Annotated in this window: 16 protein-coding genes; 12 read left to right on the forward strand and 4 right to left on the reverse strand. The window is 62.0% G+C overall.

Translation table 11 applies throughout. The annotated features are described in order from the left end of the window. Window positions 1-15 precede the first annotated feature (15 nt). The 9 genes from RL_RS26645 to RL_RS26685 all read left to right on the forward strand — a co-directional run bounded on the left by RL_RS26645 (window position 16) and on the right by RL_RS26685 (window position 15,797). A complete protein-coding gene (locus tag RL_RS26645; RefSeq protein WP_041936810.1) occupies window positions 16-1,200 on the forward strand; it encodes a GTP-binding protein in 1,185 nt (394 codons plus the stop codon). A 216-nt stretch (window positions 1,201-1,416) separates the two neighbouring features. Beyond that, the gene (locus RL_RS26650; protein ID WP_011649684.1) at window positions 1,417-6,741 is read left to right on the forward strand and encodes a DUF4082 domain-containing protein; all 5,325 of its coding nucleotides are present in this window, start codon (window positions 1,417-1,419) and stop codon (window positions 6,739-6,741) included. A gap of 48 nt (window positions 6,742-6,789) precedes the next feature. After that, window positions 6,790-8,022, forward strand: coding sequence for a GTP-binding protein (locus RL_RS26655; RefSeq protein WP_028744222.1), 1,233 nt, complete (start codon window positions 6,790-6,792; stop codon window positions 8,020-8,022). 73 nt (window positions 8,023-8,095) lie between these two features. Further along, complete coding sequence (locus RL_RS26660; RefSeq protein ID WP_003549393.1) at window positions 8,096-8,404, forward strand: hypothetical protein; 309 nt, start codon at window positions 8,096-8,098, stop codon at window positions 8,402-8,404. A 43-nt stretch (window positions 8,405-8,447) separates the two neighbouring features. Further along, window positions 8,448-10,592, forward strand: a complete 2,145-nt coding sequence (locus tag RL_RS26665) for a peptidase domain-containing ABC transporter (RefSeq protein ID WP_011649686.1) — start codon at window positions 8,448-8,450, stop codon at window positions 10,590-10,592. After that, window positions 10,589-12,031, forward strand: coding sequence for an HlyD family type I secretion periplasmic adaptor subunit (locus tag RL_RS26670; RefSeq protein ID WP_011649687.1), 1,443 nt, complete (start codon window positions 10,589-10,591; stop codon window positions 12,029-12,031). Before RL_RS26665 ends, RL_RS26670 begins: the two co-directional genes overlap by 4 nt. Window positions 12,032-12,224: 193 nt before the next feature. Further along, window positions 12,225-13,430 (forward strand): L-2-hydroxyglutarate oxidase, encoded by a 1,206-nt coding sequence (gene lhgO, locus RL_RS26675; RefSeq protein ID WP_011649688.1) that lies wholly within the window; start codon window positions 12,225-12,227, stop codon window positions 13,428-13,430. 22 nt (window positions 13,431-13,452) lie between these two features. After that, a complete protein-coding gene (locus RL_RS26680; RefSeq protein ID WP_011649689.1) occupies window positions 13,453-13,755 on the forward strand; it encodes a hypothetical protein in 303 nt (100 codons plus the stop codon). A gap of 239 nt (window positions 13,756-13,994) precedes the next feature. Beyond that, a complete protein-coding gene (locus RL_RS26685; RefSeq protein WP_011649691.1) occupies window positions 13,995-15,797 on the forward strand; it encodes an adenine deaminase in 1,803 nt (600 codons plus the stop codon). 83 nt (window positions 15,798-15,880) lie between these two features. On the opposite strand, the gene RL_RS26690 is transcribed toward RL_RS26685, so the two are convergent. The 3 genes from RL_RS26690 to RL_RS26700 all read right to left on the reverse strand — a co-directional run bounded on the left by RL_RS26690 (window position 15,881) and on the right by RL_RS26700 (window position 19,894). Next, entirely contained in the window at window positions 15,881-17,086 is a 1,206-nt protein-coding gene (locus RL_RS26690; protein ID WP_011649692.1) for an MFS transporter, read from the reverse strand. A gap of 178 nt (window positions 17,087-17,264) precedes the next feature. Then, window positions 17,265-18,275: an IS30 family transposase gene (locus tag RL_RS26695; protein ID WP_011649693.1), complete on the reverse strand. Its 1,011-nt coding sequence runs from the start codon at window positions 18,273-18,275 to the stop codon at window positions 17,265-17,267. Window positions 18,276-18,520: 245 nt separating this feature from the next. Continuing rightward, window positions 18,521-19,894 (reverse strand): ISNCY family transposase, encoded by a 1,374-nt coding sequence (locus RL_RS26700; RefSeq protein WP_041936770.1) that lies wholly within the window; start codon window positions 19,892-19,894, stop codon window positions 18,521-18,523. A 479-nt stretch (window positions 19,895-20,373) separates the two neighbouring features. Here RL_RS26700 and RL_RS26705 point away from each other — a divergent pair, with 479 nt between their 5' ends. The 3 genes from RL_RS26705 to RL_RS26715 are packed head-to-tail and all read left to right on the forward strand — an operon-like array spanning window position 20,374 to window position 23,035. Continuing rightward, entirely contained in the window at window positions 20,374-21,504 is a 1,131-nt protein-coding gene (locus RL_RS26705; RefSeq protein ID WP_011649695.1) for a DUF3734 domain-containing protein, read from the forward strand. Beyond that, a complete protein-coding gene (locus RL_RS26710) occupies window positions 21,501-22,241 on the forward strand; it encodes an acetoacetate decarboxylase (protein WP_011649696.1) in 741 nt (246 codons plus the stop codon). Before RL_RS26705 ends, RL_RS26710 begins: the two co-directional genes overlap by 4 nt. Before the next feature lie 11 nt (window positions 22,242-22,252). Beyond that, window positions 22,253-23,035 (forward strand): 3-hydroxybutyrate dehydrogenase, encoded by a 783-nt coding sequence (locus RL_RS26715; RefSeq protein WP_011649697.1) that lies wholly within the window; start codon window positions 22,253-22,255, stop codon window positions 23,033-23,035. Between the two features lie 103 nt (window positions 23,036-23,138). Here RL_RS26715 and RL_RS26720 read toward each other — a convergent pair whose 3' ends face one another. Then, complete coding sequence (locus RL_RS26720; protein ID WP_041936773.1) at window positions 23,139-26,114, reverse strand: NAD(P)-dependent oxidoreductase; 2,976 nt, start codon at window positions 26,112-26,114, stop codon at window positions 23,139-23,141. Between the last annotated feature and the right edge of the window lie 241 nt (window positions 26,115-26,355).

Genomic DNA, 26,355 nt, shown 5'->3' on the forward strand with positions numbered 1-26,355 from the left:
ATTGACGGGATGCCGATGAACAGCAGCGACCGGCTGCCGGTGACAGTGCTCTCGGGTTTTCTCGGCGCCGGAAAGACGACGCTTCTCAGCCACGTGCTGACCAATCGCGAAGGCCTGCGGGTCGCCGTCATCGTCAATGATATGAGCGAAGTGAACATAGACGCCAGTCTCATTCGAGACGGCGGCTGTAACCTGTCGCATACGACGGAGACGTTGATTGAGCTCAGCAATGGCTGCATATGCTGCACCCTGCGCAACGATCTCCTGACGGAGGTGCGGCGACTGGCCGAAGAGGGGCGATACGACTATCTGTTGATAGAGGGGACCGGTATTGCGGAGCCATGCCCTATCGCGGCAACCTTTACATTCCGCGACGAGAACGGTGTTTCGCTCTCCGATTTTGCGAAACTTGACACGATGGTGACCGTCGTCGACGCCGCAAGCCTCTTGGCCGATTACAGCAGCGCTGATCTGCTTCGCGATCGCGGCCTGCAACGGGACGGTGACGACCGGCGGACGCTCATCGACCTGTTGGTGGACCAGATCGAGTTTGCCGATATTGTCGTGATCAACAAGATCTCGGATGCGAGCGAAGAGGTCCGCGCGGAAGTCCGCAAGACGGTGGCTGCACTCAACCCGGATGCCCGCCAGGTGGAAACGGACTTCGGCAAGGTTTCTCTTGCAACCGTCCTCGACACGGGCCTCTTCGATGAAGCAGAAGCCGCCGCTCACCCGTTGTGGCACAAGGAACTGTACAATCCGGGCGACCATGTTCCGGAGACGGAGGAATACGGGGTATCGAGCTTTGTCTATCGCACGAGACGTCCCTTCGACCCCAAGCGGTTTCGAGCATTCCTGGACGAACCCTGGCCGGGGGTAATCCGCGCCAAAGGCCATTTCTGGCTTGCCACGCGCCCGCGTCACGTGGGTTTGATGTCGGCTGCCGGGGTGCAACGGCGCTGTGAACCCATGGGGCTCTGGTGGGCGGCCGTTCCCCGACAGGACTGGCCGAGCCATCAGCAGTTTCGTCAGCATCTCGAGAGCCGATGGGACAGCGCTTGGGGCGACCGTCGGCAGGAACTCGTGTTCATCGGTGTTGATATGGACGAGGCAGGCGTCCGCACCGCGTTGGACGATTGCCTGGCCAGCTCGGACCCGCGGGACTGGTCGGCTCTCGAAGATCCGTTTCCGGCCTGGTAACAGGGGACGCGGGAGTACCGGCTCGACCGGCCGGACCGGCGAGACAATACCGAACTAGAATTCCTCTTCACCCAGAGTCGGCCACTGAGCAGTAGCCGGAGGCAGCTTTGCGGCCTTGTCGATCGGGTATGCGGTGAGGGTCATCATATCGGAGTACGGAGTATCACCCACATACCCCAGATTGCTGTCGTACATTCCTTTTCGAAAGCTGGCAGGATGAAGCCTTCCAATGGTGGTCGACGGGAAACGGGGACGCCGCTCTTGCTGAGATTTCATGTGAGGAATCGCGATTATCTAAGTACTGCCGGCGGCACGCCGAGCGTCTGTCACCCACCCTCCGTCTGGACCGCACTGCTCGGAACTGCGACCGTGGTGTCTTCAAGCACTCAGGGGCCCTACGGCTTTGCCAATCAGGGCAGCGCAACCGTCCAATCCTCCTTCTCCGGCACGGTCACATCTTCCATGATATCATCAGGCGACATGCAATCGTCCCCCGCATCATCGACGGCGATGCCGGCGCCTGCGGGAGATAGCGGCGCGCAAGACAGTTTCACCAAGACGGCGTCTACTGCGACGGTATTCCAGACGCCGTCCTCGACATTGCAACGCACCGTGCTTGCCCCGGATCCGTCCGAGGAGGCTGCGACACTGCCTGCCGCTCCCACGCTGACGGGTATTGCCAGCGACGCCGATACTGGCAGCGCCAAGACGGCGGCGCCGGTCAGTTCTTCCAGCAGCCTCGACACGGCTTCGTTGCGCCTTCAGGCGTCGATAGCATCCATCTCGGTGGAGCCGAGCCAGGACGTTTCTGCTGAGACGACCGCGGCCCCGACAGCACTGGCGGCACCGATGGAGGCGGTTTCGGCTGCGGCGACACCCAACAAGATCGCGCTCGAAAACCTGAAGCAGGGCAACCCGATCAGCGAGTGGGGTCTGGAGGGCGATGGCGGTGGCACCATCCAGGGCTTCGCCACCGAAATCAGCACGAATATCGGCCAGACGGTCGACTTCAAGATCGCCACCGATTCCACCCACTACCGCATCGACATTTACCGCATTGGCTATTACGGCGGGGCCGGCGCGCGCAAGGTCGACTCGATCGAGCAATCGCTGACATCGGCGCAGATCCAGCCGCACCCGATCGTCGACATGTCGCTCGGCCTCATCGATTGCGGCAACTGGTCGGTCTCGGCGAGCTGGCAGATTCCCGACGATGCCGTCTCGGGCGTCTATTTCGCCAAGCTGGTGCGCGAGGATGGCACCGAGGATGCAAGCATCATCCCCTTCGTCGTGCGCGATGATGCCTCGACCAGCGATATCGTCTTCCAGACATCCGATACCACTTGGCAGGCCTATAATGCCTGGGGCGGCGCCAGCCTATATTATGGCGAAGTCCCCGTCGATCCGGCCGACATGATCGGCTACCTGCCGCCGAACTGCAGCTGCGGGCTGACTGCGATCGGCCGCGCATCGGCCGTCAGCTACAACCGCCCGATCATCACCAATACCAGCCCGATCGGCGGCTCGCATGATTTCATCTTCGGCGTCGAGTCTTCGGCGATCCAGTGGCTGGAGCAGAACGGCTACGATGTTTCCTATATCTCCGGCGTCGATGCGACGCGCAGCGGCAGCCTGCTGCTGAACCATGATGCCTATCTCTCTGTTGGTCATGACGAATACTGGTCGGCCGAGCAGCGCGCCAATGTCGAGGCGGCCCGCGATGCGGGTGTGAACCTCGCCTTCTGGAGCGGCAACGAGTGCTACTGGAAGGTGCGCTGGGAAAGCAGCATCGACGGCAGCGGCCAGGCCTATCGCACCATGGTCTGTTACAAGGAGACCTGGGGCACGAGCACGGATCCGAGCGCTACCGGCACCGGCACCTGGCGCGATCCGCGCTATGCCGATCCGGGGCAGGAGCCGGAGAATTCGCTGACCGGCACGATGTTCCAGGTGGACAGCTACCGTTCCGATACGATCACCATCCCCTACGACTATTCGAACCTGCGCTTCTGGCGCAACACCGATGTCGCCGAGCTGCAGGAGGGCGAGACCTATAATCTGGTGCAGAACCTGCTCGGTTACGAGTGGGATTCCGACGTCGAAAACGGCTTCCGGCCGGATGGCCTCATCAACCTGTCGCTCTCCTCCATCGCGGTCAGCACCTATCTGCGCGACTACGGCACGACGGTCGGCGATGCGGTGGCGACCCACAGCCTCACCATGTACCGGGCCGAAAGCGGCGCGCTCGTCTTCGGCGCCGGCACCGTCTTCTGGTCCTGGGGTCTCAACGCCAACCACCAGGGAGCGGCGACGCCGACCGATCCCAACGTGCAGCAGGCGATGGTCAACATGTTCGCGGACATGGGCATCCAGCCGACCACACTCGATGCGAGCTTGATCCTCGCGACCCAATCGACCGACGCGTTGAAGCCGACCTCGTCGATCTCGTCGCCGATCATCGGTGCCAGCTTCGTCGAGGGGCAGCGCGTCACCATCACCGGCACGGCGCAGGATTTCGGCGGCGGCATCATTGCCGGTGTGGAGGTTTCTACCGACGGCGGCCAGCACTGGTTCAAGGCCACCGGCCGCGAGAGCTGGAGCTATAATTGGGTCGTCCAGGCAAGCGGCACCTATACGATCCTGTCGCGCGCCGTCGACGACAGCGTCAATCTGGAGGCACCATCGGCCGGCAAACAGGTCACTGTCACCCTGCCGGGCACACAGGGCCTGTGGACGCTGGCGGAAAAGCCCGCGGTCGAAACGGCGATCGATCGCGATCCGGTCGAGCTCGGCCTGCGCTTCCAAGCGACGACGGCAGGCTCGGTGCAGGGCATCCGCTTCTACAAGGGCTTCTACAATACCGGCGACCACGTCGTCAGCCTCTGGTCCGGCGACGGAACGCTGCTCGCAACCGGCGTGTCGGTGGGTGAATCGCTCTCCGGCTGGCAGACGGTGATGTTCTCCTCGCCGATCCAGATCGCCGCCGGCACGACCTATGTGGCTTCCTATCACAGCAACGGATTCTTCTCCGTCACCGAGAACTATTTCAGCGAGCCCTATGCCAGCGGCGCGCTGAAGGCCGTCGATGGCGGCGGCGTCTTTGCCTATAGTGGCACCAGCACGTTCCCTGGTCAGAGCCCCGGCGGCTCGAACTATTGGGTAGACGTGGTCTTCGATGCCGGCCCCAACAGCCAGCCGGTCGCAACCGACGACAGCGGGCTGACCATCGGCCATAACGGATCGCTTGTTATCTCGATTGCCGCACTCGTGGCAAATGATGTCGATGCCAATGGCGATGCGCTGACCATCACCGCCGTCGGCAGTGCGCTCAACGGCACGGTTGCTCTCAACACGCAGACCGGAACCATCACCTTCACGCCGGCTAACAATTATTCGGGCCCGGCAAGCTTCACCTATACGCTGTCGGACGGCCGCGGCGGCACGGATCAGGGCAATGTCAGCCTTACCGTTCAGGCAGGTCCGGCCGGCGAGACGCTGTTTACGGGGAGCGAGGGACCGACCGGCAGCGGCTTCAACGACAATACGGCGATGGAACTCGGCATGAAGTTCGTCGCTTCCTCAAACGGCACGATCTCGGGCATCCGCTATTACAAGGCTGCCGGCGATACCAGCGTGCATACCGGCTCCATCTGGAGGGCCGACGGCACGCTCGTCGCCACGGTCACCTTCACCAACGAGTCGCTCTCCGGCTGGCAGACGGCAACCTTCTCCACGCCGCTGCAGATCACGGCGGGTGCGACCTATGTCGCCTCCTACCACACGACCGGCAGCTATGTGGCGACCGCAGGCTATTTCAACACGGCCCATACCAACGGCTCGCTGACGGCGCTGGCCGGTGCGAACGGCGTCTATGCGGTCGGATCGGGCTCGACCTTCCCGACCCAGAGCTACCAGTCGTCGAATTACTGGGTCGATGTCGTCTTCAACCAGTCGACGGGCAACACGGTGCCGGTTGCCGCCAACGACAACGGCTATACGACCTATTCCAACACGGCCCTGTCGATTGCCGCGGCCAACCTGCTTGCCAACGACAGCGATGGCGATGGCGACCCGCTGAGCATTACCGGCGCAAATGGCGCGGTCAACGGAACGGTGACCTTCAACAGCCAGACCAACACGGTGATCTTCACGCCGAACTCGGGCTATACGGGCGTCGCAAGCTTCTCCTATTCGATCTCGGACGGGCATGGCGGCACGGCTTCGGCCACCGTCAGCCTCACGGTCAATTCGCAGCCCGGCGGTGGCACGACCTCGAGCCTGTTTACCAGCGCCGACACCTCGGGGGTTGCCGCCGCCAATGATGCCAACTCGGTCGAACTTGGCGTCAAGTTCATCGCTTCGGCCAACGGCCAGATCACGGGACTCACCTATTACAGGAGCGCACAGGATACCGGCACGCATGTCGGCTCGCTCTGGACCACGAGCGGCCAGCTCCTTGGCCAGGCAACCTTCATCAACGAGACGGCAAGCGGCTGGCAGACGGTTTCCTTCACGCAGCCGATCAATGTCACGGCCGGCGTGACCTATGTGGCGAGCTACCATTCCAACGGTTTCTATTCGGCAACCGCGAACTACTTCACAACAGACTATACGAGCGGCGCGCTGACGGCGCCGGCAAGTTCGGTCAGCGGTGGCAACGGCGTCTATGCCTATGGCACGGGCAGCCTGTTCCCGACCGCCTCCTACAATGCCAGCAATTACTGGGTGGACGTGCTCTATCAGCAGGGCGCGCAGAATGCGGTTCCGGTCGCAGCAAATGACAGCGGCTACTCGACCAATACGGGCACGCCGATCACCCTCCAGGCCTCGGCACTGCTTGCAAACGACAGCGATGCCGATGGCGATCCGCTCACGATCACCGGTGTCAGCGGCGCCGTCAACGGCTCGGTCGCCTACAGTGCCCAGGCCCAGACGGTGACCTTCACGCCGACCGCAGGCTATTCGGGACCGGCGAGCTTCAGCTACGCGATATCAGACGGCAAGGGCGGCACGGCCACGGCCCAGGTTGCGCTCACCATCAACAACCCGGCTGCAGGCCCGGAGCAGAACCTCTTTGCCGCCAATGCGACGCCTGCAATCGTCTCCACCAACGACAATCAGCAGGTCAATCTCGGCATGAAATTCCAGGCCGATACGGCAGGCTGGATCACCGGCATCCGCTTCTACAAGGGTGCCGACAACACAGGCCCGCATAACGGCTATCTCTGGACTGCCTCGGGCACGCTGCTCGGCAGCGTCGCCTTCAGCAACGAAACGGCAAGCGGCTGGCAGACCGCGACACTCACCCAGCAGGTGGAGATCGCCGCGGACACGACCTACGTCGTTTCCTACAGCACCAACGGCAATTATTCGGCGACCGGCAATTACTTCAGCGCCGATGTGACGAATGGCGACCTCAGGGCGCTCAGCGGCAGCAACGGCGTCTATGCCTATGGGTCGAGCGGGTTGTTCCCGAGCGCCAGCTATAACAGCACAAACTACTATGTGGACGTAGCATTCAGACCGCAGCTCGCGGCGTAAAGCCCGCGAGCATGTAAGGCCAAGCATCTGTAAAGGGTAATGGTATCGATGATGGGTGCAGACAACAGATTGCCGGTAACGGTTCTCGCCGGGTTTCTCGGCGCCGGCAAGACGACTGTCCTCAATCATGTCCTGAGCAATCGTGAGGGTCGCCGGGTTGCTGTCATCGTCAACGATATGAGCGAGGTCAACATCGATGCGGATCTCGTGCGCGAGGGCGGTGCAGACCTCTTGCGCACGGACGAGACGCTGGTAGAGCTCACCAATGGATGCATCTGTTGCACTCTGCGCGACGATCTCCTGAGCGAGGTCCGCCGGCTCGCTAGCGCCGACCGTTTCGACTATTTGCTGATCGAGGGCACCGGCATTGCCGAGCCGCTGCCGGTCGCAGCCACCTTCTCCTTTCGCGACGAGAGCGGGGCAGCCCTCTGCGATGTCGCGCGGCTCGACACGATGGTTTCCGTCGTCGATGCGGTCAATCTTCTCGCCGATTACCAGAGCGCCGAATTCCTTGCCGATCGCGGCGAAAGGCGTGACGGGGACGATGAGCGCAAGCTCGTCGACCTCCTCGTCGAGCAGATCGAATTTTCCGACGTCGTCATCATCAACAAGGCAGGCGATGTGCCGCCTGTGATGCTCTCGGAGGTTCGCCGGATCGTCGCGGCGCTCAATCCGGATGCCCGCATCATCGAGGCGGCTTTCGGCCAGGTGCCGCTTGGCGCGATCATGGATACCGGGCTCTTCAGCGAGGCGAAGGCCGCCCGCCATCCGTTCTGGCACAAGGAGCTTTACGGCTGGGGCGACCACGTGCCGGAGACCGAGGAATACGGCATTGCGAGCTTCGTCTATCGCAGCCGCCGGCCTTTCGATCCCGCGCGGCTGAGCCGCGTCATCGAACAGCCATTGCCCGGCATCATCAGGGCGAAAGGGCATTTCTGGCTGGCGACCCGGCCGGACGAGATCGGCCTGCTGTCGATTGCCGGCACGCAAAGCCGCATCGAGAGCAGGGGGTTCTGGTGGGCCTCGGTGCCGCGGGCGCACTGGCCGCGCCATCCGCAATTCCGCCAGTTGCTTGACCGGCATTGGGACGATGTCTGGGGCGACCGTCGCCAGGAACTGGTCTTCATCGGCTCCGGCTTCGACGAGGCGGCGATCCGCGCCGCGCTCGACGATTGCCTGGCCGGGGAGGAGACGGGTTTCGATCCGCAGACCGCCATCGGCTTTCGCGATCCGTTTCCGGCATGGCGGCATGATACTCACGCATCGGACCGAAAAGTGTGAAGCGGTTTTCGGATAATCCGATGTGTCGACTCAAAGGTGAACAGGTTTTGATTATCAACCAGAGGAGAGAACAATGAGCAACGAACTTTATGCAGATGGCATCGGCGAGATCACCATCACGGGAACGATCGTACGCATCGACCTGATGTCGCTCTCGGCCACCGATCGTGACGCCAACAACAATCCGAAGCCGGTCTTCCGCCAGCGCATCATCATGCCGGTCGATGCCTTCGCCAATGCGGTCGATCTCATGCAGAAGGCGCTTGGCGGTTTAGTCGAGGCGGGTGCGGTCCGTCGCATCGGCGATATGCCAGCCGCGGCTGCCGCCGATATCCAGACGGTGCAGGCCGGCGCTTCGAACGCCTCGCCGAACTTCAACTGATAAAACAAATATTGCCTCGGTCTCGTATTGTTTCGGGTGGGCCATGAGTGGTTTTCTGCATACCAACCTGCACTGTCTTGCACTGGTCGCGCGTCATCACGGCGTCGATCTTGCTCCTGAACGACTGCAGCACGATTATGCCGTCGGCAACGATCCCGTTGCCATGCGGCAGCTGCTGCGCATGGCCAAGGATGCCGGCCTCAGGGCAAGACATCTGACGCTCGACTGGCGATCCCTGTTCCAACTCGGCGAGGCCTTCCCGGTGCTCGCCGAGCTGACGAACGGCAACTGGGTGGTCATCGCCGGCGCTGTCGGGAGCGGGGAGGATGAGAGAATCCACGTTCTCGACCCGCTGGCATCACGTGCCGAGGTGATGATGCTCAGCGAAGAGCAGTTCGCCAAGGCCTGGCTCGGATCGGTGATCCTGCTGAAGCGCAACTATCGCATGTCCGATGAGGACCGGCCCTTCGGCTTCCGCTGGTTTGTCCCCGAGATCATCAAGCAGCGCAGCTTCTTCCGCGACGTCGCGCTCGCCGCCTTCGTGCTCTACGGGCTGGGGCTGACGACGCCGATCTTCTTTCAGCTCGTCATCGACAAGGTGCTGGTGCATCAGAGCTATGCGACGCTGACGGTTCTGACGGCGGGCATCGCGATCGCGCTCGTCTTCGACGCGACCTTCACCTTCCTGCGCCGCTATCTGCTGCTCTATGCGACGAACAGGATCGACATCCGCGTCGCGACCCGCACCTTCGGCCATCTGCTCAACCTGCCGATCGCGCTCTTCGAACAGGCCTCGGCCGGCGTTCTCGTCAAGCACATGCAGCAGACCGGGCGCATCCGCGAATTCCTGACCGGCAGGCTGTTTCTCACGCTCCTGGACGGCGTTTCGCTCCTGGTCTTCGTGCCGATCCTGCTTCTCTACAGCGTCAAGCTGACGCTTGTCGTGCTCGGTTTCGCCGCCCTCGTCGGGCTCGTGGTGATGATGCTCGTCGGACCGTTCCAGCGCCGGTTGCAGGCGCTCTACCAGGCCGAAGGCGACCGGCAGGCACTGCTGGTGGAAACCGTGCACGGCATGCGCACCGTCAAATCGCTGGCGTTGGAGCCGCGCCAGCGCAAGGTGTGGGACGATTATTCGGCCCAGGCGATCTCCGTGCGTTTCCGGGTCGACAAGATCTCGACCATCGCCCAGGCGATGACCGGACTGCTGGAGAAGCTGATGAGCGTCGCGATCATCGGCCTCGGCGCGCTCGATGTCTTCAGCGGTGCGATGACGATCGGCGCGCTGGTCGCCTTCAACATGCTCGCCGGCCGGGTCTCGGGACCACTGGTGCAGATCGTCACCATGGTGCACGAATATCAGGAAGTCGCGCTCTCCGTGCGCATGCTCGGCGAGATCATGAACCAGCGGCCGGAGCAGGCGGGCCGCGGGCGAGGTGTTCGGCCGCATCTGCAGGGCCGCATCGAATTCGACAGGGTCAGCTTCCGTTACGGCCCGGATAGCGCGCCGGCGCTCGACAATGTCTCCTTCGCCATTCCGGCGGGTTGCCTCTTCGGCGTGGTCGGCAAGAGCGGCTCGGGCAAGACGACGATCACAAGGCTCATCCAGGGGCTCTATCAGAGCCAGGAAGGCCTCGTGCGCATGGATGGCTATGACAGCCGCGAGATCGACCTCGTGCATCTGAGAACGAGCATCGGCGTCGTGCTGCAGGATAGTTTCCTGTTTCGCGGCTCGGTGCGCGAGAATATTGCCGCCGCCAAGCCCGATGCCAGCATCGAGGAAATCATGGAAGTCGCCCGCATTGCCGGCGCCGAGGAGTTCATCGAGCGCCTGCCGCGCGGCTTTGACACGATGCTGGAGGAAAACGCCTCCAACCTGTCAGGCGGCCAGAAGCAGCGGCTTGCCATTGCCCGCGCGCTGATCACCGATCCGAAGCTGTTGATCTTCGACGAGGCGACGAGTGCGCTCGACCCCGACAGTGAGGCGATCATCCGCGAGAATCTGAGCCGCATCGCCGCCGGCCGCACCGTCATCATCGTCTCGCACCGACTTTCGACGCTCGTCGATGCCGATGCCATTCTCGTCATCGAGCGTGGCAAGGTGGCCGATATTGGCCGGCACGATCAGCTTGTATCGCGCTGCATGACCTATCGTCACCTGTGGTCCCAGCAGATGAGGCAGGTCGCATGAACGCGCACACCAGAAAACCCAGCGAAAACCTGCCGGTCCCTTCGGGCAAAGGCCCTTCAGGCAAGGGGCCCTCGGGGAAGGGGAGGGAGCTTGTCGCCCGCCCGCCGTTGCCGCCGGCAATTGCCGAATTCCAGTCCGACGCCGTCGAGCTCGAGGAACGCGCGCCGCCCAGAGTTGCGCGCATGACGCTCTACTGCGTGACGGCGCTGATTGTTTCGGCGATCATCTGGGCCTCGGTCTCGTCGATTGATGAGGTGGTGATTGCGCCGGGCAAGCTCGTCACCACCCAGCCGACCATCGTTGTTCAGCCGCTCGAAACTTCGATCATCCGCACGATCGAGGTGAAGGCCGGCGAAGTGGTGCATGCCGGGCAGACGCTCGCGACCCTCGACGCCACGTTCAGCCAGGCCGATGTCGACCAGCAGCAGGCGAAGTTCTCCGCCCTCGACGCCCAGGTGAGGCGCATCGAGGCCGAGCTTGCCGGCAACGACTACACGAAGATGGCGGGAGAGACGCCCGACCAGATGCTGCAGGCGCAGCTCTTCGGTCAACGACAGGCCTTCTACATGGCGCAGCTGCAGAATTTCGAGCAGCAGATCGCCGGCCAGTCGGCCGCTCTTGCGGCGAGCAGGAACCAGGAGGCCGTGCTCAACGACAGGCGCGATGGGCTCTCGCAGATCGAGGCAGCGCGGGAGCGGCTCTATGACAAGCAGAGCGGCTCGCTGATCACGCTGCTCGGCTCGCGTGACGCCCGCCTCGACGTCGAGTCCGACCTGACCGCCGTCCGCGGCCGGGCCGACGAGGCCGCCCACGCCTATGCCAAGCTCCGAGCCGACCGCCAGGCCTTCATCGAGGATTTCCGCCGCGCCGCAATGGAGCAATTGGTGGAATTGCGCGGCCAGCGCGACATGGCTGACGAGGAGCTGAAAAAGATGGAACTGCGCCGCAACATGGTCGCGCTGACCGCACCCGCCGATGCCGTCGTGCTCGATCTCGCCCAGCGCTCGGTCGGTTCAGTGGTGCGCGAGGCGGAACCGGTCGTGACGCTGGTGCCGATCAACGTGCCGCTCGAAGCCGAAGTCTCGATCAACACCCGCGACATCGGCCGCGTGGCCGTCGGCAAGGAAGCCCGCATCAAGCTCGACGCCTATCCCTTCCAGAAATACGGCACCGCCTCGGGCGAGGTGAGAACCATCAGTCAGGACACCTTCCTCACCGGCCAGCAGGAGCAGACTGAGACCCCGAGCCAGCCGGCCGCCCCCTTCTTCAGGGCGCGGATCCTGCTTGCCGATACCCGGCTGAATGCCGCAGGCATGCCGGTGCGGCTGCTTCCCGGCATGACCGTGTCCACGGAAATCAAAGTCGGCAACCGTACGGTGATCTCCTATTTCCTGTATCCGCTGCTGCGTGGCCTCGACAACGCAATACGCGAACCGTAGGTCGTGACGATTAGTTTGCCCCGAACGAGATCCCGAGTGAGATTCAAGGCAATTATTTCGCGTCCCATGGCTGCGGCCCGGCCCGCCCGCATGTTCGTGAAGTCGGATTTGCCGGGCTTTCAGGGGCTCGCACTATCAACGAATCGCCGCACACGCCAAGCTTTCGCTCAGCGTTAACTTCGATCAATTGGGAATGAGTGTCGCAATGATTCACGACGTCTGCATCATAGGCGGCGGTATAGTTGGTCTTGCCACCGCCATGGCCGTTCTGGAAAAGCGCCCCGGTGCAAGTGTCGTTCTCCTTGAAAAGGAGCCTGGCTTGGCCGTCCACCAGACAGGGCACAACAGCGGCGTCATCCACGCGGGAATCTACTATGCGCCAGGCAGCTTGAAAGCGCGCCTTTGTCGGGAGGGGGCCGATGCCATCAAGGCGTTCTGCGGGGAGAAGGCTGTACCCTATGAACAATGCGGAAAACTGGTGGTTGCCACCAACGAGCTCGAACACCGCCGCCTGAAGGACCTGGCCGAACGGGCAAAGATCAACAACATCGATATCGAATGGCTCGATCGGAATTCGTTGAAACATCGGGAGCCCATGGTCGAAGGCGTCGCGGCAATTTTCGTTCGGGCGACGGGTATCGTCGACTACAAGGCTGTGTGCGTCGCCATGGGCGCTCATCTGGCCGCTCAGGGCGTGGAAATCGAATTGAATACGCAGGTTTCCGCGATCCGCGAAACCTTGGATCTCGTGGAGATTGCAGCGGGTGATCGCCAATGGCGGGCCAGACAGCTCATCGCCTGCGCCGGGCTGCAGTCCGACCGCATCGCCAAACTTGCTGGCCTCAAGATCGATCATCAGATCATACCGTTCAGGGGCGAATATTTCCGTCCGCCGCCGTCGCGGAATGGACTGGTCAGGCACCTGATCTATCCGGTGCCCGATCCGTCGCTTCCATTCCTTGGCATGCATGTCACCAAGATGATCGACGGCAGCCTTACCGTCGGACCTAATGCGATTCTGGGAATGGCCCGCGAGGGGTATCCGAAATTCAGCATAAACATCCGGGATCTCAGCGAGTGTCTCTCGTTTCCGGGCCTATGGCGGCTTCTCTGGAAGAACGCAGGGGGCGCCGTGAACGAATTCAGGGACTCGCTGTGGCGGAAAAACTATCTGGAAGCGTGCCGCAAATACTGCCCATCGCTGACACTCGAAGACCTTCAGCCGATGGAAGCGGGCATCCGGGCCCAGGCGGTCATGCGGGACGGGCGCCTGGAGCATGATTTCCTGTTCCTAAAAACGGGTCGCATGCTGCACGTCTGCAATGCGCCGTCGCCGGCAGCCACATCGTCGATCCCGATCGGCCGGGATATCGCCGACAGGTGCTTTTCCGCCGGCTGAACGAAGCCGTGAGAGAAACCGGATGACGTTCAAGACAAGATTTCTCGAAGCCGGAATGAGCGATGCCGGTCGCTCGGGGCTGCGGAGCCAGCAGGAGGTCGAACTCGCGCCAGGACAGGGCAGGGAGGTCTGGCATAGCTTCGATGCGACCGGCGCCGTGCCGTTTTATCCGGCTCCGGGTGGCAGCCTTTTTCGTTTCTTCGTTCTGCCGTCGCCGGAAGACGGGCTGACGCCTGAGATCGATCGAGACATCAGCGCGACAGCAGCACCGAAGTACCAAATCCATGCCTGTGCCAATCTTCGACGGTATCGACCGAGTCGTTGAGCACCATGCCGCGAGTACGCTGGTCCGGTTCGATGGAGGCGATCCGCCAGCCTTGCGTCCTCACCAGAAGCTTGTCAGTCTTGCTCGGTTGCCCTGAGCGGTAGGGCATCCCTGCCTGTTGCCCCGTTCAGTAGGCCGGAGCCTGCGCCAGAGACAAGAACTATTGGTGCTTCCTTCCGCCGACGGCGTTCCCTGCAATCTTGCCTGTTCTCCCCCGAGCCCCTGGAAATGAGGTTTTCATGAGCACGCTTACCCGCTTCTCCGTTCAGCCGCTCTCGACCATGACCCGCCGTCTTGCGGATGTCGCCTCCGCTCGTCGCGAACCAGACCTGGTCATCCAGGGCGCACGCGTCTTGTCCACCTATTCGGAGCGCTTTCTCGACGGACGCGAAGTCTGGATTTCGGGGGGCCGCATCGCAGCCGTGAAGCCGGCCGGCAGCTACAGAGGCGGGAGCGCCAAGCTCTACGACGCCAGGGGCGGCATCATCGCGCCCGGTCTGGTCGATCCGCATATCCATATCGAATCCTCGATGGTGACGGCCTGCGCCTATGCCGAAGCGGCGCTCCTCAACGGCACGACGACGATCTTCTGCGACAGCCACGAGATCGGCAACGTCATGGACGTCGCCGGCGTCGAGGCCATGCTCGAGGACGCACGGCAGGCGCCGCTGTCGATCTTCCTGACCGTGCCGAGCACCGTGCCGGCGACGACGCCGGATCTGGAAACGGCCGGCGGCGACCTGACGCCGGACAAGATCGCTGCCCTGTTCGACAAGTGGCCGGAAGCCGTGGCTCTCGGTGAGAAGATGGATTTTGTCCCCGTTGCGATGGGCGACGAGCGCAGCCATGCGATCCTGGCTGCAGCGCTCGGGCGCGGCAGGCCGGTATCGGGCCATGTCTACGGACGAGAGTTCGTTGCCGCCTATGCCGCATCCGGCGTTACCGACACGCATGAAGCCATCGACCGCGGCATTGCCGACGACCTGCTGGAAGCCGGCGTGTGGATCTTCCTGCGCGGCGGCCCGCCGACAACACCCTGGCATTCGCTGCCGCAGGCGATCAAGACGATCACCGAGCTCGGCGCTTCCCACAAGCGCGTGGCCGTCTGCACCGACGACCGTGATGCCGAAGATCTGCTTGCCTTCGGCCTGGACTGGGTAACGCGCGAAGCAGTGAAATACGGCATGAGGCCGGAAGAGGCCTGGGCGATGGGTTCGCTGCACGGCGCGACGCGGTTCGGCATGGAAGGCGAAATCGGAGGTCTGGGCGGCGGGCGCCGCGCCGACCTTGTGCTTCTCAGCGACGACCTTACGCCTGTTAGCACCTGGTATGGCGGCAAGCTCGTCGTCGACAGTAAGAAGATCACGCCGATCCTCGACGAAGCCTTGTCGAAACCGTATCGCTATCCGGATGCCGCCTACCACACGGTCAAACTGCCAAAAAATCTCAAGCTGACACCGGACCTGCCGACGGAGACGGTCGTCGCTCATACGATCAAGACGGAGCTGCCTGGCATTACCCTCGGCCATGTCACCGTCACGCTAGAACCGGCCAATGACTGGCAGGCCCATTTCGACAAGCACGACCTCTGCTTCGTGACGGTGGTGGAGCGTCACGGCAAGTCTGCCGGCAATGTCGCCCACGGACTGCTCAACGGCTTCGGGCTCAGACAGGGCGCTGTCGCATCCTCGGTCGGCCACGACAGCCACAACATCATCGTCGCCGGCACCAATGCCGCGGACATGCAGGTGGCGCTCGACGCGATCGAGGAAAAGCAGGGTGGCGTCTGTGTCGTCATGGACGGCAAGGTGACGGCCATGGTGCCGCTGCCGATCGCCGGGCTTTTGTCCGACAAGCGCGTGCACCAGGTCGCCGACGAGGTAAAGGCCTTGAAGCTCGAATGGGAAAAGGCAGGCTGCACCATCGCCTATATGGGCTTCAACCTTATCCCGCTATCAGTCATCCCGGAAATCCGGATAACCGACAAGGGCCTGGTGCTGGTGCCGGAAATGGTGATCTCGCCGCTCTTCGAAAAGGCCTGACCGGCAAAAAACAGCCGGCGCGTGCGGCGAGGATGCCAACATATAATAGCCGTTGCGCCGGGCAAAGGCAGCAACGACAGACGCTAACCGGCCTGCGCCCTCTGATCCTTCGGCAGCAAAATCGTCATCGCCGCCGCGACGGCGGCCGTAACTGCAACGGCGAGATAGATGCCGCTGAAACTCTCCGTCGATGTCTTGATCACGCCGCCAAAGAAGTTCCCTGTAGTGCCGCCGATGCCTTGGAATACGGTGCAGATGCCTAAGACGGTCACCGCGAGGCGTGGCGTGGCGCGATGTGAGACGTAGGCCGGCAGCAGGCCATAGATCGGATAAAAACCCAGCGAAAAGAAGATGCCTGACAGGATAGAGAACTCCATCGAGGGATCAAGGACGACGAGGGCGCCGGCGGCGAGGAAGCTTGAGTAACAGGCGAGCATGGCACAGCGCGCTCCGAGGCGCGACGATATTGTGCCGATGGCGAAGCCTGCGCCGATCCCCACCGCCCCGATCGTTGCCCAGAGCCACGAGGCAAAGCCGACGGAATAGCCGAGTTCCTCGCGCAGGAAGGGCGACAGGTAGGTGAGATAGGGATAGGGCATCAGGCCGTTGATGAAGCCAAGCGCGAAGATCAGCACCACCCATGGCATGATGGAGCGCAGGTTTGCTGAACCGCCGGCAGTTGACGCGAGCGTTTCGTGACTTGTCCCGCTATCGAAGAGGCCGGCCCGCCCGAAGAGGATGTGGGTGACGATGGCCAGTGTGATCGTGGCCGCGCCTGTGAGGTACCAGACCATCTGCCAGTGACCGCTTCCGGCGTATGCCGCCACGAGTGCGCTGTTGATGAGGACGCCAAAGGCCGGGGCGCTGGAGATCAGGCTCATGGCAAAGCCGCGTTGTTCTGCTCTCACCACCCGCGAGGCGAGGTTAATCATCGGCACGAAGGTCGATGCGCCCGTCGCGCCGGCAACCATCAGCAGACCGGCAACAACATAGAGATTGTCGATGATGGGGATGCCCGACAGGCAAAGCCCACAGAGCGACACGGACGCCACCACCGTCCGTGCGGCACCGATGCGATGGACGAGCCAGGTAGCGAGCACCGCGAATGCCACCGTGGAGAACTGGACCAAGCCGGTGACAGTGCCGACGAACGCATAGTCGAAGGCAAGATCTTTCCGCATGTCGGGGATGATCTGGGGAAACAGGCTGAGGCCGAAGCCGTAACACGTGGCGACGCAGGCGATCATGACGGCGACGAGAACGTTACCCGGGAGACGCACGCTAGTCATGATGATCGGCCTCTGTTGACAATCGCAGTCACGCCCGTTCGACACGATGATCATCTAACATCGGCAGGTGGCGGACTGTCGGGTCTGCGACGCCGGCTGCCGATATTGTCGAGACCAGCGTCATCCGACCGTCGACCGGTGAGTTCATGCTGAACCGCGACCTGCGGGCTTTGAGAGGCTAACCGGTACGCCTGATTTGCGCGAGGAGTTTCTGGCGGAAGACTTCTGCCGGTGTTTTGTAGCCGAGGCATTTGCGTGGCGTTGCGTTCAGGCGGTTGCAGATCTCGGTGAGATCGCGGTCGCTGAGAGACAGTGGATCGACCTCTCTCGAAAGCCATTTCCTGGCCCGTCTATTGGTGTTCTCGACGGTGCCCTTCTGCCACGGCGATTGCGGATCGCAGAACCAGGTCTGCGCTCCGATGCTGGCGTGCAGGTAAGGCCAGTCGGTGAACTCCGTGCCACGATCGAAGGTGATCGAGCGACGGGCGAGGTGGGGCAGGGATTGCAGCACCTGGATCAGGCCGTCCATCACCGGCCTCGATTGCTGGTCATTGTTGCGCAGCAAGACGGCAAATCGGCTGACCCGTTCGACCAGCGACGTCACGTTGGCCTTGCCGAACTTCTTGCGAAACTGGATGAGATCGCATTCCCAATGCCCGAACTGTTTGCGCTCGGCGACGGCGTCTGGCCGGTAGAGAATGTTGACATGCGGGGTGAACCGCCTGCCATGGCGGCGTCTGGCGTGCCGCGGCCGGCGTCTGGCACGATGCTCCGGCAGGTGTCGCCACAGTTTGATGGCGTGACCGTCCGAGGAATAGGCGAACTTATAGATCGTCTCATGGCTGACCGAGATCGGATGGCGCTCAAGCTGCAATCGGCCAGCGATCTGTTGTGGCGACCAGCCATGCATGATCCGCTCGATCACCGATTGGCGCAGCTGCGAGAACCGGGCAAGTTTGCGCAGCTTGGCACGCCGTTCTCGCGCCATGTCATTGGCCATCACGCAGTAGTAACCGTTGAGGTCCGGCATCTCACGATCCTCGAACGTATTGCGGCGCAGCTCACGGAAAATGGTTGAGCGATGCCGGTGCAGCTTCTCGGCGATCATCTCGACGCTGATCCCAGCCGTGTGCCAGCGGGCAATCTTGCGGCGTTCCTCCATATCGATCTGGGAGTAGGTGCGCGTCATATCTCGTTCCTTGCAGGGATAAACCGTTGTTATCTATTGCAAGTCGCACTTCATCCTTGAACCCACCCGCTACATCAAAGTGTCAAAGCTGGTTAGAGCCGCGACGGTTCCAGCCAATTAGAAACGCGACACTTGTTCCTCGGATCAGCCCCCCAATCCGACCGGCTGGGCCGGGTTGCAAGGGAGGAGCGGGGGCGGGTGAGATGCTCCCCTTCGGCTTTAGCTTTGACAGTTGGAGCAGCCAGTCATTCCGCCGCATCGAGGTCAGAGAGCGCTTGTCGCCGTCGGGCAATGACGGCGGGATCGTTCATGAAATCATTCCGCCGTCCCGGACCGCGAGCACGTCGCACATAGCCGTTCTTCTCGCTGTTGGTCTTTACATCAGGCTGCGACTGCTGCTCCTGGCGCTCCTTGATATAGGCCAGCACGTCTCCGAGTCGCTTGTTCTCGATGATCGCCGCATGCGTCACCCGCTGGTCCTTGTCGAACACCTTGTAGGGCAGGGAGTATCCCTTCCACCGCACATCGAGCCGGCCGTCCGCATAGGTATAGGTCTCGACATAGCGGCCAGCCAATCCACGCGTCACCTCGTTCTCCTCGAGCATGATCCGCTTGCGTTCAAACGAAAACGTCAGCTGCGCCCCGACATAGCGCTGCTCACGCTTGCACAGGATCTCCTTCAACCGATCTGGGGCGAGATTCATCGGCCGGTGCAGGTCACCGGATCGGGCAGGAGCGAGCGCAAACCGCGCATTGTAATGCTCTATGAAGTCAGGCAGGAACGCATTGCCTGCCTCCATGTCGCAGATATCGGCCAGCCGCAATTCCTTGACCAGCCGATCCTGCAGCGTCCGGTTCATCCGCTCGACGCGGCCCTTGGCCTGGCTTGAGTTTGCGCAGAGAATCTCGATGTTTAACTCTGAAAGCGCCCGCCCGAACTGGGTCATGCCCTGGCCACCCTTGGCATCCTTCCTCGTCACCCGGAACACCGAGTGCTTATCGGAATAAAAGGCGATCGGCGCCCCGTGATTCCTCAGATAAAGCTCCAGTGCGTCGAAATAGCTGAAGGCGCTTTCCGAACGGACAAAGCGCAACTGCATCAACCTGCCCGTCGCATCATCGACGAACACCAGCAGCGAGCAGGCCGGCCCAAGATCTTCGAACCAGCGATGCTCGGACCCGTCGATCTGCACCAGCTCGCCATAGGCTTCACGCCGCAAGCGGGGCTGATGAAACGTCCGCCGCTGCTTGCGCGACAGCCACAGGCCCGCATCCACCATCCAGCTGCGCAACGTCTCGCGCGACACCCGCAATCCATCGCGCTCGGCAAGCTTCTCGGCCGCCAATGTCGGCCCGAAGTCCGCATAGCGTTCGCCAACCAGCGTCACCGCGTAATCTCGAACACCGTCACTGATGCGGTTGTTCGACGGCCGGCCGATCGCTTTGTGCCGGATCGACGCCGCACCACCCGTGTTGATCCGCTCCAGCAGACGACGCACCTGGCGCGTACTCAGATCAAGCGCATGTGCCGCCGACACCATCGTCATCCGGCCGGCGATCACTTTCGATAGAATCTCGATCCGCTGCAGATCACGCTCGCTCATCGCTATCAGTCCCATCCGCAATCTCCACCGTCATCAAACCCGGGGAGTGTGACATTCCAACTTTGCAGAAACAGGACACTTCAACTTTGCGGCTACAATCAAAATTTGCGGCGTAACGGATATTATGGAACACAAGAGTGCTCCTGTCTCGAAGCGAGACTTCATTGATTGAACCAGCTGACGACGCTGGTCGAACGGAGTAGCAAGCCTGAAATGAAGGATTGGCCTGGCGTGGGTGAATTCGCAGTCTACATAGCTGCATGGCCAGCGTTGTCACATTTTGTTGCATTGCAAAGATGCCCTCGGCAGGACTAACTAAAGGCCTCAATGGTTGCGAAGAATGCGCCGCTTTGACTAGCAAGCCTCTGAAATGACGTAGTATATGATTACCCAGAAGCCTTCCTGCATTACTGAAACTTAATCTGCCCCGTGCAGCTCGATGGCCTTCTCCGTGTTATTTGTTAGCAGCTGCAGCATTTGAGGAAAAGCGTCCCGTGAGTACTATTCCGACAGAGAAAACCGTGCTGGTGTTTCAGGGCGGTGGTGCTCTGGGGGCCTACCAGGCCGGCGCTTACGAAGCTTTGCATGAAGCTGGCATCCGCCCCGACTGGCTGGCCGGGATATCTATCGGTTCGATCAACTCAGCCATCATTGCCGGAAGCCCCGTCGATCAGCGTGTCGATAACCTAAGGACCTTCTGGCATCGGGTCTCGTCCGGACTGCCCGGCCATTTTCTCGGCAATGGCAATGCGATGCGCAAATGGTTCAACGAATCCTCCGCTTTTCTGGGGTCTTTGACCGGCGTTCCCGGCTTTTTCACGCCGCGCGTCTTTGCGCCATGGAACATCCCGGGCGATCCGATGGCCGCGATCAGCCTTTACGACACCGCGCCGTTGCAGGAGACCCTCGCCGGTCTCGTCGATTTCGACCTGATCAATTCCGGTGCCATCCGTCTCAGCCTCGGCGCTGTCGATGTTGTTAGCGGCAACTTCAATTATTTCGACAACCTCGATTGTACTTTTTCGCCCAAACACGTGGCCGCCTCCGGGGCGTTGCCGCCGGGTTTTGCGCCCGTCGAGATCGACGGCCGCTATTATTGGGATGGAGGTATCGTTTCCAACACGCCGCTGCAGCGCATTCTCGGTGGTAGCGAGTTGGAGACAGATCTCTGCATCTTCCAGGTCGATTTGTTCAGCGCCAAGGGCGTGCTGCCGAAGGATGTCTTTGACGTCGATGCCCGCGAGAAGGAAATCCGCTTTTCCAGCCGCACGCGGCTCAACACCGACCAGTTCCGCAAGCTTCAGTCGGTGCGCATGGCGGCCAAGAGGCTGACTGAAAAGCTGCCGCCTGAGCTGAAGGACGATCCCGATGCGAGGCTCCTTGAAAAGATCGGCAATGATTGCGCCGTGACCATGGTGCACCTGATCTATCGGCATGCCGCCTATGAAACCGGATCTAAGGACTATGAGTTTTCGCGGCTATCCGTGGAGGAACACTGGAAGGCCGGCCATGACGATGTGGTCGAGACGCTGAACCATCCAGATTGGCTCAACCGAACGCGTCCGACCAATGGGATACGGATTTTCGACCTTGCCGAGCAACGCCTGCGTGGGAAAAAGCCATGAAAATTGAAGATGTCGTTCGCAATGCCTTTGCCATGCCGCTTACCAGTCCATCCTACCCGCCAGGGCCTTACCGGTTCGTCAATCGCGAATATATGATCATCACCTATCGCACCGATCCGGAGGCCCTGCGCCGGGTCGTGCCAGAACCGCTGCAGTTCGATGAGCCGCTGGTGAAATACGAATTCATCCGCATGCCGGACTCGACCGGCTTTGGCGACTATACCGAATCCGGCCAGGTCATCCCGGTGACCTATCAAGGGGTACATGGCGGTTACGTGCATTCCATGTATCTCAACGACGACGCGCCGATCGCCGGCGGACGCGAAATCTGGGGCTTTCCGAAGAAACTGGCCGAGCCATCGCTGACATCCGTCAAGGATGCGCTGGTCGGCACGCTCGACTATGGCGGTCAGCGCGTCGCCACCGCAACGATGGGCTTCAAGCATCGGTCACTCGACGAGGCGAAAATCCTCGAAAGCCTGAAGCAGCCGAATTTCATGCTGAAGATTATTCCACATGTCGATTGCACACCGCGCATCTGCGAACTGGTGCGCTACTATCTGGAGGATCTGACGGTGAAGGGCGCGTGGGAAGGACCGGGCGCCCTGGCGCTGTTTCCGCACGCGCTGGCGCCGGTCGCCGACCTGCCGGTGCTTGAGGTCAAATCCGCCGTCCATATTCTCTCGGACCTGACGCTGGGCCTCGGCGAAGTGGTCCATGATTATCTTGCAAAATAAGGAGTCGAACCATGAAGCTCAGGGACAAGGTCTGCATCATCACCGGCTCGGCCAGCGGTATCGGGCTGGCGATCGCCAAAAAATACGTTTCGGAAGGTGCCAAGGTCGTCATCGCCGACCTGAAGCTCGATGTGGCGGAAGCGGCGGCCAATGACCTGACGGCTGCGGGCCCGGGCGAGGCGATCGGTCTTGCGATGGACGTCACCAGCGAGGAAGCCGTGAATGCCGGCGTCGCCGCCGTCGTAACCAAGTGGGGCCGGGTGGACGTGCTCGTCTCCAATGCCGGCATCCAGATCGTCAACAAGATCGAGGACTACGCCTTTTCCGACTGGAAGAAGATGCTCGCCATCCATCTCGATGGCGCGTTCCTCACCACAAAGGCTTGCGTTCCACATATGAAGGCGCAGAAGGGCGGCGCGATCATCTATATGGGCTCGGTGCATTCGCATGAGGCTTCGCCGCTGAAGTCGGCCTACGTCACCGCCAAGCACGGCTTGCTCGGCCTTGCTCGCGTGGTCGCCAAGGAAGGCGGACCGGATGGCGTGCGCGCCAACGTCATCTGCCCCGGCTTCGTCCGGACGCCGCTCGTCGACAAGCAAATTCCGGAACAGGCAAAGGAACTCGGAATTTCCGAAGACGAGGTCATCAAGAAGGTAATGCTCGGCGGCACTGTGGATGCACAGTTTACCACGGTTGACGATGTCGCCGAAGTGGCGCTGCTGTTTGCCGGTTTCGAGACCAATGCTCTCACCGGCCAGTCACTGGTTGTCAGCCATGGCTGGTACATGCAGTAACGGTCTCGCTGAGGCATCGCATCTGGGTCCGTCAAGGCTCAACGCTGTTGAATGTGCCGTCGATGCCGCGTTGCCTGCATATGGGAAGACCTTCGGCTTCGGCCTACTCCGCCGCCGGCCCGTAGAGGCCAAGCTGATCGAGAAGCGCCCGCTGCCGGCCGGCATTTTCGGCCAGCAGACCGGTATAGCGATCGATGATCCGGTCGCGGTGGCTCGGGTCGGAGACAACGGAGAGCGCGCCGACGATCGCCGCGACCTTTTCCGAGGTCCGCCGCAATTCGTCCAGCAGTTCGGAGTTGCCGCTGACCTCGCTGACCACCCGCTTCGTCACCCTGCCGATTCCGGCAGGTGTGCGGCCGCCTGCCGAGACGTACCCTTGCGGCAGATCACCCTTCAGATTGGTGACTGACTTGAAGCGGATGACATCGAAGATCTGGTCGACCGCCTGCTTGGCGCCGGTCACCCGAGAAGGATGGTCGGTATCGGCGGCGGCGTGCGGCAGCAGTTCCAGCTTGCCCTTATGGCGCTCTTCGAGCGGCAGATAGGGAACCATCGGCCCGCTGAGCTTGCCGGTCGCTGCATCCTTGAAGAGATCGGCGTCGATTGCCGCGTGGGCAATCTTTCCTGATGACAGCGCCTGGTCGAGCGCCGCCGCATCGACGACCTCGCCCCGGTCGTAATTGACCAGCACCGCACCATCGTTCATCGCGGCGAGAACCTGGGTGTCGACCACCCCTGCGTTGGAGTAAACGCCTCTCGCAGCATCCAGCCGGCCGAGACCGATATGGACGGAGAGCACGTCGGCGCCGGTCGCCGCTTCAACCGGACTGGCGGCGTAATCGAAGCCTTCCGACTCGATCCAGCCTTGGTGATGCTGGCGTGCGTAGATCACCACCTTCATGCCGAAAGCCTTGGCGAGCTTGGCGACTTCGCGGCCGATATTGCCGTAGCCGAGAATGGCGATTTTCCGGCCCTCCAGCTTGGCGGTCGGGAAATCCTTGAGCTGGCGCCCGGTATCAAAATCGCCGTTGGCGACCATCTGGTGCAACCTGTCGACGGGCAGGTCGGGAACAACCTTGAGGATCGCCTTCACCGCCATCTGAGCGGTCGCCCGGCTGTTGATGCCGGGCGTGTTCATCAAAGGCGCCGCGCCGCCCTCGCCGTTGCCGCCGCCCCAGGAGGCCGAGCCCATATTGCCGGTACCCGCGCCGATGCGCACGCCGCCGAACGGGAAGACGGAAGCCTTCGGGATGAAGGTCGCCGCCGCGATCAGCGCGTCATACTGGCCCTTGTCCGTCTGCGGCAGGATTTCGGCCTCGGTGCTGAGATTTGGCTGGTAGAAGAAATGGATGCGGCCCTTCTCCAGCGCCGCCCTGTCGCCGATCGGGCCGGCACGGAAGACGCCGCCCTTTTTCTCGACATAGGTCCTGATTTCGCTGTCGTCGGGCTCCCCATCGGCGCCGAGGCGCAGGCCGACCAGATCGGCGATCAGCACCGTATAGGCGTGTTCGGGATCGTCCTTGCGGACCATCGCACCGGCTTTCACAGGCGCCGCGAACGTGACGCCCTGCTTTGCCAGTTCCTCCTCGATCACGACGATCTTGGCGCGCAGATAGGCATATTGCAGGTTCTCCAGCAGCGCGACGATATCGGACGGCTCGCGGATGCCGCCGACCCAGGCGCGGTAGTCGCCGGGCGTTCCCGGGAATGCGTTGACGTAGCGCGCCGCGTCGAGGCCGGGCTCGAACGCGCCGTTCGGATGGGTAAAGCCCTCATAGCCGAGCAGTTGCTTCGAACGCGCGATAATGCGGGCATGGATCGCAGGATCGGTGATGCCGGCGTCCTCCACCTTTAACAGCGTCACCGCCGCACCGCGCCGCTCGGCATCGGTGACGGTGAGCGAAAACAGCGGGTGCGACTCGACCCAGCCGTCGATCACCGCCCGATTGGCCGCAGACCGCTTGTTGAGCTCGACCACCGAGCCGACCCGCGCCTCCGACTGCAGGAGGCCGAAGGTGGTTTCGGCAAAGGCAAGTGCGCTGTAGGTGTTGATGACGCCGCCGAGCATGCGGTCTTCCGCGGCATCGTAAAACGGCCCGGCATCCACGGATCGCTTAGCCGAAAGCGGCTGCCGCGCATCGATCGGCGGCGCGATCTTGAGCTGACGCGGGATTGCCCAGGACGGATCCTGCTGGTTCTTCTCGACGAGCGCCAGGGCATGCGGCGTGAAGGAGGCGACGAAATACCCCGATACCCCGCCGATCGCCTTCTGAAAAGGCATGAACAAGCAGCATTTCGCCATCACGGCGTCGACCAGCGCGGGCTCCCAAGGCATGGCGCCCAGCATCGACGTCGCGTCGAACACTGCATGGCGGTTTGCCGGATCGCCATCGATCCAGTTCAGCAGCTCGTGGATCTCGCGGCTGGTATAGGCATTGGCGCCGGTCGTCTCATGGCCGACGCCGACGAAGATCGACACGCCGAGAGCGGACAGCTCGGCGGCCGTCGGGATCACACCCTCGGAGGCGGCAAAATGAATGCGGCTCTCGCAGCCTTTTTCGGCGAAGCGCTGCATCTCGATCAGCTGGGTGGCCCAGGACTGACGGAAGAAGCCTGCCGCGCGGGCCGGATCGCTTTCCGGGCGCGGCGTATCGACGTAGACGCGCTGGGAGGCATCGTTGGCGTTCATCAGGTGCTGGACGCAGACGGTATAGCCGCTGTGACCGCCGCCAAGTCCCACAGCCATCCGGTTCGTCTTCGGGAAGTGGAAATAGCGGTGGATCGCCCGCATCATGTCGGTCAGAATTTTATCCGCCGGATAGCCGCGGTGCATGCTGCGGGAAATTTCGGCGGTCGTGAAGCCGCCTATGTCGTTGCCCTTGTCGTCGAACTTGCGATAGGTCTTCTCGATCCATGTATCGAAAGCGATGCGCCGCAGGCGGCTATCCACCTCGTCGGTGGTCGCATCCGTGATCGGACCGACGCCGAAAAACGGATTGGACGGCAGCTTCGGTGCTCCCGACTTCGTCAGTCGGAGCGCTTCAAGTCGCTGTTCCTGCATCTGCTCGATATTTGTCATGATCTGCTATCTGATTGAAAGGAAGGTGGGCGAGGCGGCCAAGGTCGTGATCATGCTATCGCGTTTCGGCGATTGCCTGAACCGATCTTTTCCTATGCAAAATACGAACGCACCTTCGAGCGCTGCGGGTCACCTCCACCGGGTTGAATATGTCTGATGCCGTCGCCGCGATCGCAAATATGCCCCTCGTGCCACCCTTTTGGCTGCCTGCCATCGGCTGCCGGAATTGCGTGGTGCCGCG

Origin of the sequence: Rhizobium johnstonii 3841 (assembly GCF_000009265.1) — a bacterium.
Taxonomy (GTDB): Bacteria; Pseudomonadota; Alphaproteobacteria; order Rhizobiales; family Rhizobiaceae; genus Rhizobium; species Rhizobium acaciae.

What these genes read in the sequence shown, in the direction of transcription:
- RL_RS26645 (WP_041936810.1), top strand. Translation starts at nt 16, where the DNA reads ATGAACAGCAGCGACCGGCTGCCGGTGACAGTGCTCTCGGGTTTTCTC.
- RL_RS26650 (WP_011649684.1), top strand. Translation starts at nt 1,417, where the DNA reads ATGAAGCCTTCCAATGGTGGTCGACGGGAAACGGGGACGCCGCTCTTG.
- RL_RS26655 (WP_028744222.1), top strand. Translation starts at nt 6,790, where the DNA reads ATGATGGGTGCAGACAACAGATTGCCGGTAACGGTTCTCGCCGGGTTT.
- RL_RS26660 (WP_003549393.1), top strand. Translation starts at nt 8,096, where the DNA reads ATGAGCAACGAACTTTATGCAGATGGCATCGGCGAGATCACCATCACG.
- RL_RS26665 (WP_011649686.1), top strand. Translation starts at nt 8,448, where the DNA reads ATGAGTGGTTTTCTGCATACCAACCTGCACTGTCTTGCACTGGTCGCG.
- RL_RS26670 (WP_011649687.1), top strand. Translation starts at nt 10,589, where the DNA reads ATGAACGCGCACACCAGAAAACCCAGCGAAAACCTGCCGGTCCCTTCG.
- lhgO (WP_011649688.1), top strand. Translation starts at nt 12,225, where the DNA reads ATGAGTGTCGCAATGATTCACGACGTCTGCATCATAGGCGGCGGTATA.
- RL_RS26680 (WP_011649689.1), top strand. Translation starts at nt 13,453, where the DNA reads ATGACGTTCAAGACAAGATTTCTCGAAGCCGGAATGAGCGATGCCGGT.
- RL_RS26685 (WP_011649691.1), top strand. Translation starts at nt 13,995, where the DNA reads ATGAGCACGCTTACCCGCTTCTCCGTTCAGCCGCTCTCGACCATGACC.
- RL_RS26690 (WP_011649692.1), bottom strand. Translation starts at nt 17,086, where the DNA reads ATGACTAGCGTGCGTCTCCCGGGTAACGTTCTCGTCGCCGTCATGATC.
- RL_RS26695 (WP_011649693.1), bottom strand. Translation starts at nt 18,275, where the DNA reads ATGACGCGCACCTACTCCCAGATCGATATGGAGGAACGCCGCAAGATT.
- RL_RS26700 (WP_041936770.1), bottom strand. Translation starts at nt 19,894, where the DNA reads ATGGGACTGATAGCGATGAGCGAGCGTGATCTGCAGCGGATCGAGATT.
- RL_RS26710 (WP_011649696.1), top strand. Translation starts at nt 21,501, where the DNA reads ATGAAAATTGAAGATGTCGTTCGCAATGCCTTTGCCATGCCGCTTACC.
- RL_RS26715 (WP_011649697.1), top strand. Translation starts at nt 22,253, where the DNA reads ATGAAGCTCAGGGACAAGGTCTGCATCATCACCGGCTCGGCCAGCGGT.
- RL_RS26720 (WP_041936773.1), bottom strand. Translation starts at nt 26,114, where the DNA reads ATGACAAATATCGAGCAGATGCAGGAACAGCGACTTGAAGCGCTCCGA.